Source organism: Ruegeria conchae (genome assembly GCF_000192475.1).
In the GTDB taxonomy this organism is placed as follows: domain Bacteria; phylum Pseudomonadota; class Alphaproteobacteria; order Rhodobacterales; family Rhodobacteraceae; genus Ruegeria; species Ruegeria conchae.
Genome location: NZ_AEYW01000028.1, coordinates 1 through 13222, shown reverse-complemented (window position 1 = coordinate 13222; position 13222 = coordinate 1). Strand labels below are relative to the sequence as shown.

General features: G+C 53.4%; 12 protein-coding genes. 7 read left to right on the top strand and 5 right to left on the bottom strand.

All coding sequences use genetic code 11. From position 1 onward, the window contains the following. The first annotated feature begins 41 nt into the window (after nt 1-41). Entirely contained in the window at nt 42-365 is a 324-nt protein-coding gene (locus G7G_RS0122270; protein ID WP_010443746.1) for a hypothetical protein, read from the top strand. A 190-nt stretch (nt 366-555) separates the two neighbouring features. On the opposite strand, the gene G7G_RS0122265 is transcribed toward G7G_RS0122270, so the two are convergent. After that, entirely contained in the window at nt 556-1914 is a 1359-nt protein-coding gene (locus tag G7G_RS0122265; RefSeq protein ID WP_010443745.1) for a tetratricopeptide repeat protein, read from the bottom strand. Nucleotides 1915-1969: 55 nt separating this feature from the next. Between G7G_RS0122265 and G7G_RS0122260 the strand changes: the two genes are divergently transcribed. From G7G_RS0122260 to G7G_RS0122240, 5 genes are all read left to right on the top strand, one after another. Then, a complete protein-coding gene (locus G7G_RS0122260) occupies nt 1970-2275 on the top strand; it encodes a hypothetical protein (RefSeq protein ID WP_010443744.1) in 306 nt (101 codons plus the stop codon). 21 nt (nt 2276-2296) lie between these two features. Next, entirely contained in the window at nt 2297-3937 is a 1641-nt protein-coding gene (locus tag G7G_RS0122255) for a sulfatase-like hydrolase/transferase (protein ID WP_010443743.1), read from the top strand. A gap of 67 nt (nt 3938-4004) precedes the next feature. Then, nucleotides 4005-4751, top strand: coding sequence for a hypothetical protein (locus tag G7G_RS0122250; RefSeq protein ID WP_010443742.1), 747 nt, complete (start codon nt 4005-4007; stop codon nt 4749-4751). A gap of 81 nt (nt 4752-4832) precedes the next feature. After that, nucleotides 4833-5594, top strand: a complete 762-nt coding sequence (locus tag G7G_RS0122245) for a hypothetical protein (protein WP_010443741.1) — start codon at nt 4833-4835, stop codon at nt 5592-5594. A 349-nt stretch (nt 5595-5943) separates the two neighbouring features. After that, on the top strand, nt 5944-6834 hold the full coding sequence (locus G7G_RS0122240) for a serine hydrolase domain-containing protein (protein ID WP_010443740.1): 891 nt from the start codon (nt 5944-5946) through the stop codon (nt 6832-6834). Between the two features lie 144 nt (nt 6835-6978). Here the strand turns inward: G7G_RS0122240 and G7G_RS0122235 are convergent, their stop codons facing one another. Continuing rightward, a complete protein-coding gene (locus tag G7G_RS0122235; protein WP_010443739.1) occupies nt 6979-7611 on the bottom strand; it encodes a tyrosine-type recombinase/integrase in 633 nt (210 codons plus the stop codon). A 340-nt stretch (nt 7612-7951) separates the two neighbouring features. On the opposite strand from G7G_RS0122235, the gene G7G_RS23570 reads away from it, so the two are divergent. Beyond that, nucleotides 7952-9664, top strand: a complete 1713-nt coding sequence (locus G7G_RS23570) for an adenylate/guanylate cyclase domain-containing protein (protein ID WP_010443738.1) — start codon at nt 7952-7954, stop codon at nt 9662-9664. A 71-nt stretch (nt 9665-9735) separates the two neighbouring features. Here G7G_RS23570 and G7G_RS23565 read toward each other — a convergent pair whose 3' ends face one another. The 3 genes from G7G_RS23565 to G7G_RS0122215 form a co-directional block, all read right to left on the bottom strand. Beyond that, nucleotides 9736-10149, bottom strand: a complete 414-nt coding sequence (locus G7G_RS23565; RefSeq protein ID WP_010443737.1) for a cupin domain-containing protein — start codon at nt 10147-10149, stop codon at nt 9736-9738. Between the two features lie 420 nt (nt 10150-10569). Next, the gene (locus G7G_RS0122220; protein WP_010443736.1) at nt 10570-12063 is read right to left on the bottom strand and encodes a DUF1254 domain-containing protein; all 1494 of its coding nucleotides are present in this window, start codon (nt 12061-12063) and stop codon (nt 10570-10572) included. A 39-nt stretch (nt 12064-12102) separates the two neighbouring features. Beyond that, the coding region (locus tag G7G_RS0122215; protein ID WP_010443734.1) for a DUF1214 domain-containing protein at nt 12103-13222 on the bottom strand (1120 nt) is incomplete at its 5' end.

Here is a 13222-nt window from a genome sequence, read left to right as displayed (position 1 = left end):
GAGGTGCGCGGTTTTTTTGCGCACGGTGAAGGATTTGAAACATGGAGCTTCTGGCGTTGAAACCACTGGCCTTGGCCGTCTTGGCGGCAGTGGGGTATGGCGTTGCAACCATCGGAATGAAACTGGCCTCAGCCGAATGGACGGCGGTGGCGCTCGCTCTGATCATTCTGGGTTTTCTTGCCGCCACCCAGTCCGAGGTGGTGCTGATGCGCACAGTTCCACTTTCCGAGCTGTATCTAATAATAATTGCGCTCGAGACGCTGATCGTACTGACCTACGCCTACAGTATCGGCGAAGGGCTAGAGCCGCGCGATTGGACAGGCGGCGCGCTCATATTTGCGGGGCTCGCGATCGTCTCGCACTGACCGGACATGGGGTGGCCGGCGCGATACGCTACGCTCGGGCCAACGATGACTTGTTTGCCCAATGGGGCCGGGAGCAATTTCTAAGTGTTCTGACGGCAACGGCGGGTATGTCCGCAAATTAGACGTTCAAGCAAGTTGTAGCGAACGACCGCATTGCGAGAAATAGCGGCCGCAATTCGAATTCAAACTCCTAACTTGGTGGCTTCCAATTGGCCTGTCTCATTGCGTTACCAAGGTCTTCCCCGTATTGCGGATTTGCAAAAAGCTTCTCAAACAGCGCACCCACGCGACTGTCAGGCCACTCGCGTGACAGTTGTTCAGATAGAGTCTGAGCTTCAGCCTTATTCCCCAACATCTGATGTGACGCCATTAGGTAAGCAACGGTTACAGGTCCGACAGGGCCGCCTTTTTCCGTTACTCGTTCAAAGGCTGACACAGCGCCTTCATAGTCCTTCATATGGAACTTTGCTGACCCCATCGCGTTCTGAAACACATAACCCCGCTCTAGTTTGATTTTTGAAAGTGCGTCCTCGCTAATTTCTACGACTTGTTCAAATGAACCGGAATAGAGAAGAACCAGCGAGACGAACTCCAAAACATGTACGTCGTGCGGTGCCAAACGCCGTGCTCTTTGCGCAAATTCTATGGCCTCAGGCCAGTTTCCCTTGGCAAACTTGACCCAGGCCATTGCGGACTGACTCCACCCCGTTTCCGGGGCCAACTCGATGGCCCTGTTTGCCTGAGCGTCGGCGTAGTTCAACATTTCCTTAGCTAGGTCGGCATCTGATGTAAGCACAGCAATTGTCGCAGCGACCTGCGCAGCGCCTGCATGACCGCCGAAGTAGCTTTCGTCGTTTTCAATTGCCCCCTTGAATATGGTTAAGGCCGCGTCAAGACGCGCAGGTTCCAAGGCCGGAAAGATTAGATCACGACCAGTATTGGCCAGATTTACAGCCTGAAGGCGCATAGGGGATGCATCAAATATGGCGCTGCGCTCGTCACGACTCAGTCCGTCGGCTGGCGAACCGACTGGATCCGCCAGTTTTTTCGATAGCACCACAACAGCAACGACAAAACAGGCTAGAACGAAGAGGCCGGCAACTCCAACGAACGGGCGACGCCAAGTGTTTGCTCTGATTTCCGACCCAGCCGGAGGAGGCTGAAACGTCTCGGGCGACCTGACCAGAATCTCAGGTGCATAGCCGCCCTTTGGCAGGTCGAATATCGTGCCTTCTTCGAGACCGTCTTTGGCATAGTATTCGGCAAGCTTGCGACGCAGTCGACCAGCATCGACCCGAACCACGTTTTCACGGCGCGACATCTCTGACGGAGTCCCACCATAAACATCCATGGCGATGGTCTTGGCACGAATATCATCGGCCCGACCGTTGAGCGATTCTTCGACCACATACACCAAAAAGTCCTGCAATCGCTGCGAACCCGCGAAGGTCGAAGATTTGACAAGCCGCTGAAGTGCCGCCCGAACATCTTTGGGCACAGGTGACCCGCCCTCATTCAGTGCAGTAGATGTGTCTTTGGTTAAATCCATATTTTCAGTAAGTTACGCATTAGATTACACCGTATTATGCCCCGATAAACCTTTTGTGAGAAGTGAATTCGGCGAAAACTCAGGGCAGTCTGCTGATCCATCGAATGAGTCATCGCAATTGGAACGTTACGCCTTTGATACCCTGTTTCCCGATCACCAAACCGCAATTGCGGATTTACGGCGCGCGGATACGGAATTCGATGAGATCTGCCGCGACTATCAGCTTCTATGTGACGAGTTTCTGTCAATGAACTCGGAGCCGGGAAGCCACTCGTACCAATTCGCCTGCGATATCCGCGATACCCTGGATGGTCTTCGGGATGAAATCCTCCAATCGCTGCGGCGCGCAGGAAAGATGTAATCCATAGGGGAAGGGATACCGATGAGATCATTATTGAAACATGCCTCAGCCATGGTGCTGATGGCTGGTGCGGGTTTTGCCCAGGATGCGCCCATCATCCATGATGGAGAGTTTGAGTTCTTGCGCGCACAGTTTGGAGAGCAATGGGATGCGCAGGACACCGAGATTGAGGCGAAACTTGCCGAGATCCGCGACGCCAATGGCGGCCAGCCGCCCAATATCCTGTATATCCTGATCGACGATGTCAGCTTCGGTCAAATGGGTAACCGGACGATGAACTACGTCACCGGTTTCGATACGCCCAACATCAACGACTTTGCCACCGAAGGTATGTCCTTGATGAGGATGTATACTGAGCCATCCTGCACACCGACACGAACGGCCATGTTGACCGGTCGTCATCCGGTGCGCGCCGGCGTTGAAGAGGTCAAAGTTGCGCTGGTTGGCGAAGGTCTTGCAGCTGAAGAAGTCACGATTGCCGAGATCCTGAAGGAAGAAGGATACAACACTGCGCATGTTGGGAAATGGCACCAGGGCGATATTGAGCAGGCCTATCCGCACAACCAAGGGTTTGATTGGGCCGCATTCCCCTTGCATCAGCAGGTTCAACTCAGCCTGATGACCCGGGATGCTATGGTTGCCAACAACATGCTTGGCTTCCATCCATCCGGTCAGTCCAACCAATTCCAGCTGGATGAGCGATTCAAGCCCTACGGTCTGGTAACCGGCGTTGAAGGGGAAGTAGGCGGCTTGGCTCGCGAAGTCGACATGGCGCCGGGCGAAGAATGGACACAGGCCAAATACGAAGAAATGAACCTGCGCTATCAGCGACAGGCACTGGAACAGCTAGACCGCCTCGCCTCGCAGGACGACCCATTCTTTATGCAATACTGGCCACTCTATCCGCTGAATTTTGCTTATCCGGATCAAGCCGTTTCCCGCAATGGTGGCTTTCATGCCGACAAGTTGCAGGTTCTGGACGGCTGGATCGGTGAGGTTCTGGCTAAGCTGGATGAAACTGGCAAGGCGAACAACACCGTCGTCATGATCATGGCTGACAATGGCTTGATGTATCACTACGAAGGAACGTCCGGTCTGAACCAGTTGATTTATCGCGGCGGCAAGACGCAGCACCTTGAAGGCGGTGTGCGAACTGACGCGTTCATCCGCTGGCCCGGCGCTATTGAGCCAGGTAGTGCAGCAGGTGACATCGTGCATGTATCTGACCTGTTCACCACCTTCGCGCGGATCGCAGGCGCAACTGACCGCATCCCGCGCGACCGCGTGATCGACGGCATTGACCAGACTGCGCTGCTACTTGAAGGTGAAGGCAACTCGCGTCGCGACTACGTCTATGTGTACGAAGGGCCCGTGTTGCGTTCAGTCGTGAAGCAAGAGTTCAAAATGCATTTGCCGGCCCCCGGTCAGCCCGGAGCTGCGGCCCCCGTGTTCAATGTCTATCGCGACCCACGTGAAGAACATCCGCTTGTCGGGTATTCATTATGGTCCGGTGCATCATTCCAAGACATGGTGAAGCGGCATGAGAAAACCATTGCAAAACACCCGCATCTGCCGCTGGGCAAGGGTGTGCCGTATGAAGGTATTGAGAACCTTCGTCCCGAAAGCGAGTTGACCCGAGAAGTCTTCTCCAGCTGGCAATGATGAAGGTAGACGGCGGCGAGAACCTGTCGCCGTCTAACCTGACCATCCAACTTCTCCCAGGTGTATGATGTTACGCAACTTCCATTGTCTTGTTCCTCTGATCTATGCACTGGTCGTGGTAGGCTCTGCTTCCGAAGCTGAGGAAAACGCGTCAAATCCATTGGCTGCGATTAACAACACCGACATTCGATATCAGTACTTCGATTTGGCACGGGGTGCAGACCGTCAGGATGCCTTTGTCGATGGTGCATACATGTTACGCCCCGATCTAAAACTAAAATACGAGCTCCACTACAATTCAACGAATGCTACTGGTGAAAGGTTCAACGGGTTCGAAAAGACAAGCTTCAAGCTGATCTACTTTCCCTCACAGAAACCCTTGAATGACACCTGGAGCGTGAAGTCCGCACTTGGTTTGGAGTGGATCCTCGATTTTGGTGACCCTGACGAAGGCATCGGCACCGGGTCGGATCAGATAGCCCCATTTGGTGGGTTCGCATTTGCAAACACTAATACTGGGCTGACTCTGATCCCTCTGGTCCAGCACTTTGCTTCATATAACGGTTCGACCGATGTCAGCCAGACTGCGATGCGCCTTATTGCGCTTCAGCCATTTGGTGACGGGTATTGGGTCAAAGCAGATATCAAAGCTCCATACGATTGGGAAAATGATGCGTGGCCCGCGACCGCAGAATTCCAGATCGGTAAGAACCTCAGCCCTGGAATTGCCCTCTACGCAGATGTGTTGGTCGGTATTGGTGCTGACAGACCCTACGACCAAGGTGCCGGGATAGGTCTCAGATTCAACTACTAACCGCCGCCAATATGCAAGGAAACTCCGATGCTCCATCTCAGATTAATTAGCGCACTCGTATTTCTGTCCGGCGTATTATCTATGCCCGGGCATTCCCGCGCCCAGTCTCTACCTGCGCCAGGTCAAAACGAAACAGGCTGGCGGCATGAAGCCTCATTCTATCTGTTCACACCCCTAAGAACCACAGGTACGTCAACCGTGGCTGGACAATCCGCGGAATTGGATCTGGACCTTGGTGACGTCCTGGATGTGCTCGATTTCGCGGCAGCCGGCCGGTACGAGGCTTGGAACGGGGATTTTGGGATCATCGTTGATGCGAATTATGTGGGGATCGAACAGGATACCACATTGCCTGGCCCTCTCGGTGCCGGGATTAACGTCGACGTTCGTCAAAAATGGTTTGGTGTGCTGGGGGCTTACCGTGTTGCAAATGGCGTGTACGGTAGCAGGAGCCAGCGATATGCAATCGATCTCCAAGGCGGTCTGAGGTACAACTCCATTCGTCAGGAAATTGACCTAACTACCCCGGGACCGAGAAATCCACCTACATTGGGCGGAGATCAGGGCTGGATCGAACCAGTAGTCGGAATACGCGGAATGTGGCGGGTAAACCAGAAATGGACTGGGATTGCGTCTTTGGAACTTGGCGGGTTCGGTGCCGGTGGAAATGATCTCCAGGTTGGCGCAAACGTTGGTTTCGACTATCAGCCGTGGGAGAAAGCTGCGCTCACATTCGGATATCGTTACTTTAGCGTAGACTATAGTGACACTTTGAGTTCCGGTGAATTCGCCTATGATGTCGACCAGCATGGTCCATACATTGGAATCAAGTACTTTTTCTAACGAATGGGCGTGAAACAAGTTCCATAAGAAACGAACAGGGCCGGAAACTCGCGCTGCGTCAACTCTGTCGCTAGTCTGACCACGGCTCGGGGACATGTGCTTGATCGCACTAAGGTCGATCTACGCCGGCATCAAGTGCAACTGCAAAGCGCGGTTACCTCCAGCATTTGGTTAGCGAAAAAACTCGGTTTTGATTGTCTCCTCTGGGCTGCAAATAGTCCTTGATTGTTCAGCCTTCGATGGCGACTTTGTCCGCAGAGCCGACATCAGGCGCTCCTTATTGTGAACTCTCGAATGTCCGCTGAGAGCCCAAATTGACACCGGCAAAGCAATGCCAGACATATGCAAAATGACCGTTCAAACAGTTCACTCTTATTGGATAACAGCCTCTGGCCGAGAAGGATTCTCTGGTTCGGTTGAGGCCTGCTTTCCCTATTGGAGCTTCACCAAAACTGTAATTTCAATCTGTGCTTTGAAACTAGTTGAACGCGGGAAACTCGACCTGGACGCCACGCTGAAGGGCGAACGTTACACCCTTCGCCAACTTCTAAAGCACACCTCTGGTCTCCCAGATTACGGGCAGTTTTCTGAATATCACTCAGCCGTTGCGGCCAAGGAAACACCTTGGACACGCAACAAACTACTTGATGTGGCGCTTGCAAAAGGAATGTTGTTTGAGCCGGTACAAGGTTGGTCTTATTCCAACATAGGCTACATGTTTGTAGTCGAGCTAATCGAAGCGACGCTGGAGACGCCGCTTCGTGAGGTTATTGCCGATATGGTGTGCAAGCCGTTGGGCCTGAACAGTATTGTGCTTGCAGAAACATGCGAACAATTTCGGAGGGTACATTGGGAGGCCGCGACTGACTACGACCCAAAATGGGTCTACCATGGGTGTTTGATCGGAAACGCGCCAGATGCCGCGCGGCTACTGCACGCGCTTATGTCTGGTCATCTGTTGCAGCCAGTTACCATGCGCCAAATGTTAGATGCAAAAATCCTTGGCGGTGCTATTCCCAACCGTCCATGGACAGAATGTGGATATGCTCTTGGCCTGATGTCTGGTGCTTTGAATAGTGTGGGTAAGGCGGTAGGGCATTCCGGTGGTGGACCGTTTAGCGTAAACGCAGTCTATCATTTTCCTGACGTTACTGATCCAATCACTGTGGCCTCGTTTACAGATGGGACCGCTGAGGGTGTTGCCGAGTTTGCAGCGGAGAGGCTAGCCGAAGATCAATGACTGCTTCGTCCCGCACTCCCGAAGTCGGGTCACGCTACAATCTCGTGGGCGCAGCGAATGGCCGGTTCGGTGAAGCTGCACTGCGGCGTAGTCTGACACGATAAATGTCTGGTATGGGCCGCCCGCGAGAGCGGCCCGTTGATTTTAGATCTCTATCGCTTCGGCGATTGCTAGGGCATCCTCGAGTTCGACGCCGAGATACCGGACTGTACTGTCCATCTTAGTATGGCCAAGCAGAAGCTGAACAGCGCGTAGGTTTCCGGTCTTCTTGTAGATCTGAGTGACCTTGGTTCTCCTCATGGAATGGGTGCCGTAGGCGCTTGCTTCGAGGCCGATCGACGTGACCCAATCGCGGACAATCCGTGCATATTGGCGTGTCGAGATGTACAGGCGTTCATGAAATCGGCCGGGCCAAAGGTACTCCAAACCGACCATCAGCTCATCTTCCATCCACTTCTCAACAGAGGCACGTGTGCCCTCTGATATCTCAAAGCGCACGGGTTTCTGCGTCTTGCTTTGAAGGACCGAAGCCCGTTCCTTAATCTGACCCGATGACATGACATCGGCGACCTTCATCTTCACCAGATCGCAGCCGCGAAGCTTACTGTCGATTGCCATGTTGAAGAGCGCAAGATCGCGATGATTTTCGGCAAGCTCGAGGCGAACTCGGATTGCCCAGACATGTTTTGGTTTCAGCGGTCGCTTCTGGCCGACGATGCGTCCTTTGTTCCAGGCTGGGCGAAGAGCACGAATGGCAGGTAAGTTTGGTGTTTCCATGGTTGATCCTCCGATCCGCCATGCCCGCCCACAACGACAACCCGACGTTGACTGGAAAATTTTATCACAGCATGCCGCGCTGCCTCCAAGGTCCGCGATGAGCCCAAAGCGGAATTGCTTTGCCACGAACATTGGCAGCTAAAGAAACGCAAGTAACTAACTCCGCGGATATGAAGGTGACCGTTTGCTGAATGCGCGACAGGTATTTGAGCATTACCTTTTTAGTTGTGCGTGTATGCCTGTACCTGTGCTTTCTATTCATTAAGGCTTTTCAAAATCTGACGAATGGGCTGACAGAAGCAACCCACCGAGCTAACTTCATTGCAAAGAGGAGGGGTGAATGGGAAGACGTCTCACGACGGTATTGGCCGCCGACATTGTGGGCTATTCCGGGCTGATGGATCAGGACCGTACTGGCACAGTCGCTGCATTAAAGACCTTCCGCGAGGACACGTTTCTCCCGATCGTGGAAGATACCAATGGTTCACTGATCAAAAGCATGGGCGACGGCTGGATCGTCGAGTTTCAATCACCATCTGAAGCAGCAGCTTGCGCGATTGCAGTTCAGTCCGCCCACAGACCTGACCACATCAAACTGCGCATCGGGGTTCACACAGGGGAAGTGGTAACCGATGGCGATGACATTTTCGGCGACGGCATCAATGTTGCGGCGCGTCTGGAGGCTCTCGCGAAGCCGGGACAAGTGCTCTTTTCAGATACGTCACATAACAGCCTTGACCGTAACGATGCGGGATTATTCGACGGCGGAGAGCAAACCGAACTGAAAAACATCACGCGGCATGTTGGAATCTGGTGTTGGCCAAAGGGTACGAAAGCCAATCTCGCGATCAAAGCGGATGTGAGGCCGGGAATCGCAGTGCTCCCATTCGACAATATGTCGGGTGATCCGGAGCAGGAGTTCTTTGCCGATGGCATAACGGAAGACATCATAACTGAGCTATCTCGGTTTCGTTGGTTGATGGTCGTCGCACGAAACTCTTCTTTTGCTTATAAGGGGAAAAGCACGGACATCCGCGACATGGGCCGCGACTTAGGGGTTCGGTATGTACTGGAAGGCTCCGTTCGGCGTTCCGGGCAGCGCGTCCGCATCACGGGACAGCTCATAGATACCGAAAATGGGAGCCATTTGTGGGCGGACCGCTTTGACGGTGTGCTCGACGACATCTTTGATCTTCAAGATCAAGTCACCGAAGACGTAGTTACAGCTATTGAACCATCGGTGCGGCACGCTGAAACAAATCGTGCGCGTGCAAAACCCACCAAGGACTTACAGGCATACGAGCTCTACCTCCGAGCATTATCACATTTCCACTTGCTGACTGACCAAGACAACATAGAGGCAATACGACTGACAAAACTGGCTTTGGATCGAGATCCGGAATACGCCTCCGCAGCGGGCTTGCTAGCATGGCTTCATATCCAACGTCTTGTGCAAGGTTTGGAACCTGTAGATCAGGGACCCAAGTCAGCTGTCGCGGCCGCAGAGCAGGTGCTGCGGAGCGATCGCGCGGACGGCATTGCAAAGGCTTATGCCGCACATTCGATCTCTATGCTGGCACAAGACCTGTCCCGCGCGCGGACAGCCTTTAAGGAAGCATTGTCGGAAAATCCCAACGCGGCGACGGTCCACATGCTCGCCGCTGCAAATCTTTATTTGCTGAATCGCCCTGACAAGGCGCTGGAACATGCAGTCCGGTCTGTCGAACTCAGCCCGGGTGATCCATTGCGGCACGCCGCTTTCATGGGACAGGGTGCCGCCTTGTTTCACTTGGGACGTTATGAGGAAGCCGCGCAGGCCTGTCGCGAAGCCTTGTCTGTGCGTGCAACCTTCCTGATGAGCCACCTGATGCTGATTGCCTCGCTCGCTGAGCTCGATGACATAGATGCGGCAAAAACAGCGGCTGTCAAATTGAACGAAATCGCTCCGAATGCGGCTTCGATAACCGAGACAACACGTTTACCATTATTCTCTATTCCAACCTGCGCTGATCGCTGGCGCAGCGGGTGGAAAAAAGCAGGGTTGCAAGTGTGAAGACAAACGGCACCCCCCCGGTTCCGACAACCATGCATTCGGTAAAGGATATTTCGCCTTTGTCTTGAAAATCAGTTGCTGACCAAAACTCTGCCTGGCTGGCCCTCCTCATGGACACGGAACACCAAAATGGTTGCCCCTTCGTCCCCTGAGCGAGCGGTGTGCACTTTTTTCAACGGAACGATGCCTACGTCACCTGAAAAAGCTTCTTGTTCGCCTTCGCCGTCTAGGATGAGGGTGACGCTGCCCTGCAGAATGTAGGCAAATTCTTCACCGGGATGCCAATGCATTGGTAAAGTGAGGTTTGGTGGTAGGGCAACATGGCTCACGACAACCTCCAAGCCCTCAGTGCTTTTGAGCGACTCGGTTAGCAAGTCCTGAATAAGCGGTTTTTGCAAAGTCGCTGGATCCCGCACATCGTGCGACATAGCCGCAGCGGCACCAGTCACGACAATCAAAAAAGCAAATATGATTGGTTTCCACATCTAATCCCCTCCTACTTTTAGAAGATGATGGCATTGGGACCTTTTCGAAATCAATGCTGGTGTGCACGCGGTTAACTGCGGCGTTCCAAATTGTTGTGTCAAAGGCTGTTCCAGGGTCCGCAAAGTTCGCGGAGCGCTTCTTAGTGGACGGTGCGGCGAGTGGCGGCTTAGTCCTGCGATCTGTGAATTCGAACCAGAACAGATTTTGCGCTTGCAGCGAATGACCGCAAAGCGGGCTGCGACCGCAGAATCTTGCCTGGGTGCTCAGTGTCCGGAATGGGCCGCTAGTGAAGTGTACAGACAACGTTTTCTTGTGAATGCTGCGCTGCCTCCGAGGTCGGCGGTGAGCCCAAAGCGGACACCGAAAAAATGTCAGACGACGCCAAAAAGTAGCGTCGCCCGATAGTCGCGGTTGTCGCTTTATTCTACCAGTTCCAGATCACCGGGACGCCAGGTCTTGTCGAACCAAGGCTCGAGCGGGCCGTAGAGGCGCATCATCACGTTGAAGCTTTGCCCGGGCATGGTTTGCGCCCAGTTGTTCTCCCAACCTTCTGGGGCTTCTGGACCAAAATAGATGCTGGTGCTCCCATCCTCATTCGGTTTTATCCCCGGTCTATTAGAGTCGATACCACCGGATTGCTGGTCAGTTTCAAGGATTGACCGAGTCTGTCCGCTATACAACATAAACGACGCAAAGTTTTTGGCGGGAACCGGCGCCGGTAGCGTTACCTTATAGGTTTTTGAGCCGTCAAGGTACTGTCCGTTGCTGTCTCGCGCTGTCATCGCATAGACAGACCCCGTCCCGACCGGTGGCGAGGTCATCGCAGGCGTTATGCCCGTTGCCATATAGAAAAAGTACGACCGATCATCGAGGATGCGCGCGCCGTCCTCAAGAAAAAGATAGCTCTGGCGTTGGAACGGTGAGTTCCATTGCCGGTCGTCATAAAAGAACACTCCTGGATCGCGCGAGGCATACGTGATCGCTCGCGCCGTGGCGTTTGCGATTGCTGCTGCCTCCTTGAAAATGGCCTGCATACGGGCATCGGGTTCGAAGGGCTCGCCCTTCCTGATCCCTATGGAAGCAAACGTTCCTACAATTTCCGGACTGAACGCACCAATTGGATTGTTTTCGAGTGCGACGTGGATCTCTTCAAAGAAGTCTTCGTTGTTCGCGTGAACAGTGTTGTGTTGAACACCAGAGATATTCAGGAAAGTTTCCGCGGGAGGATTGTCCGCTTCACTAAGCGGATAGATATTCAGACCCGCCTTGATCTCGGCAACAGGGCCAGCCGTATCTCCGTCTGCGTCTGGCGAGCGTCTTAGCAACAACCAGTGCTCATATGTCTTTGTGCGTAGTTCGAAGTAGCCCTCGGGCACCGGCGTTTCATCGTCGTTGTGCAAAAGTAGATACTTGCCACCTTCTCCCTTATCCGCGCCAAGCGCCCCGATATCCGTCACATAGTCAAACGCGGCGTCATCAAGCAACCCAAGCAGGCCTGCCGGAACCTCAATCACCATCGGGCCATCCGAGATATCGACATTCGAACCAATGTAGATTGTGGTTGTATTGGGCGTCAGCCAGATGGACCGCGCGTCCAGCAGGTCTTCTGCAACCACGACGTCATTGGGATTGACGCCCAAGTCCTCGTATCCCTGAAACATAGCTCGAAGCGAAGCGATCTTCATGCCATCCAGGAAAGCCGTCGTTGCTCTGATCAGATCAAGGTTGTCGAAGACTTTCTCCACCGTCTCAGGTGATGGCATACCATCGAAGAATTCCAGATCACCAAGCGTCTGGGTCTCGACCTTGTCTGGTGTAAGAACATTCTCAGGAACGTCGGCTTTGAATTCTTGAGCTGAAGAATGCGATGCGAGTACCAGGGCAGTCAGCACAGCTAACGACTTTGTTTTCATTGTTCGCTCCATTGGGAATTACTGTTTGTTTTGATCAGTTTACTTTTCTAGATCGCCCAGCATCCAGCCACTCTCCAGCCATCCTTCTTGCGGCCCATATAGACGAAACAAAAGGAAGTACGGCTCTGTGGTTGGTATCCAGTTGCTTTCCATGCCTTCCGGTGCTTCTGGTCCAAAAAAGATGTCGTAAGAACCGTCTTCATTAGCCTGCATCGCATCAGTGTCGCGCTCGGACAAACCGACAGGATCAACGTTCCGAATGAAGCTCTTGGTCTCCATCGAATAAACAATCACGGACCAGAAATCGTCGGCAGGTGTATCCGCTGGGACGTTCAGTTTATAGGTCTGATTGTGATCGTACATTTCCCCGTCGCTGTCGCGCAGGCCTGTCAGATAAAATGTACCTCCGCCCAGTTGTTTCGGCAGGTATGTAATCCAGAAATAACTGCCGCCCGCACGCGCATCCACAAGGACTTCGGTCTCAGTCTCATAGGGGAAACCAGCCTCGGGTTGACCATCCGCGAAATCCCAAATCAACCACTGGCTCCTCATCTCGCCGCTATCGTCGACCCAAAGTGGGATCATGGCTTTCCCGGGCGTCACAAAGTAGTTCTGCATCGAGGCGTACGCGAGCAACAATCCCTCGTTCATTGCCTGCATTTGAAGTTCACTTGGTTCGAAAGGCTTTCCCTTCTCGATCCCGAGATCTTTCAGAAAATTCACCATAACCTTGTCTTGTGGACGGATCGGGTTGTTTTGAACGTAATCGTTCAGGTCCTGAAAGAATGTCTCGTTGTAGTATGGAAGCGAGTCGTACGGCACTTCTGACGCTTCGAGATAGTTGTTGGGTGGCGGATTGTCGGCCTCGGACAGGTAGTACACTTTGATCGTCTGAGCGTACTCGGCCGCATCGGCGTCCGTTCCGCCATTCGTCAGTTTTGGCCGGAACGAAAAACCATATTCGTAGGTATCTGTTTCAAAGGGAAGGTATCCCGCCTCAGTAAATTCCTCCAGGGACATATCCCCTTCGTAGCCTGGGGGTAGCATGAGGTACTTGCCGCCGGCACCTTCGTCGAAACCATCGGGACCAACGTCCACGATAGGAACATCCCAAGCATTCACGATTGTACCGAAGTAGTTCACCTTTTCGGTGGCAGCG

What these genes read in the sequence shown, in the direction of transcription:
- G7G_RS0122270 (WP_010443746.1), top strand. Translation starts at nt 42, where the DNA reads ATGGAGCTTCTGGCGTTGAAACCACTGGCCTTGGCCGTCTTGGCGGCA.
- G7G_RS0122265 (WP_010443745.1), bottom strand. Translation starts at nt 1,914, where the DNA reads ATGGATTTAACCAAAGACACATCTACTGCACTGAATGAGGGCGGGTCA.
- G7G_RS0122255 (WP_010443743.1), top strand. Translation starts at nt 2,297, where the DNA reads ATGAGATCATTATTGAAACATGCCTCAGCCATGGTGCTGATGGCTGGT.
- G7G_RS0122250 (WP_010443742.1), top strand. Translation starts at nt 4,005, where the DNA reads ATGTTACGCAACTTCCATTGTCTTGTTCCTCTGATCTATGCACTGGTC.
- G7G_RS0122245 (WP_010443741.1), top strand. Translation starts at nt 4,833, where the DNA reads ATGCCCGGGCATTCCCGCGCCCAGTCTCTACCTGCGCCAGGTCAAAAC.
- G7G_RS0122240 (WP_010443740.1), top strand. Translation starts at nt 5,944, where the DNA reads ATGACCGTTCAAACAGTTCACTCTTATTGGATAACAGCCTCTGGCCGA.
- G7G_RS0122235 (WP_010443739.1), bottom strand. Translation starts at nt 7,611, where the DNA reads ATGGAAACACCAAACTTACCTGCCATTCGTGCTCTTCGCCCAGCCTGG.
- G7G_RS23570 (WP_010443738.1), top strand. Translation starts at nt 7,952, where the DNA reads ATGGGAAGACGTCTCACGACGGTATTGGCCGCCGACATTGTGGGCTAT.
- G7G_RS23565 (WP_010443737.1), bottom strand. Translation starts at nt 10,149, where the DNA reads ATGTGGAAACCAATCATATTTGCTTTTTTGATTGTCGTGACTGGTGCC.
- G7G_RS0122220 (WP_010443736.1), bottom strand. Translation starts at nt 12,063, where the DNA reads ATGAAAACAAAGTCGTTAGCTGTGCTGACTGCCCTGGTACTCGCATCG.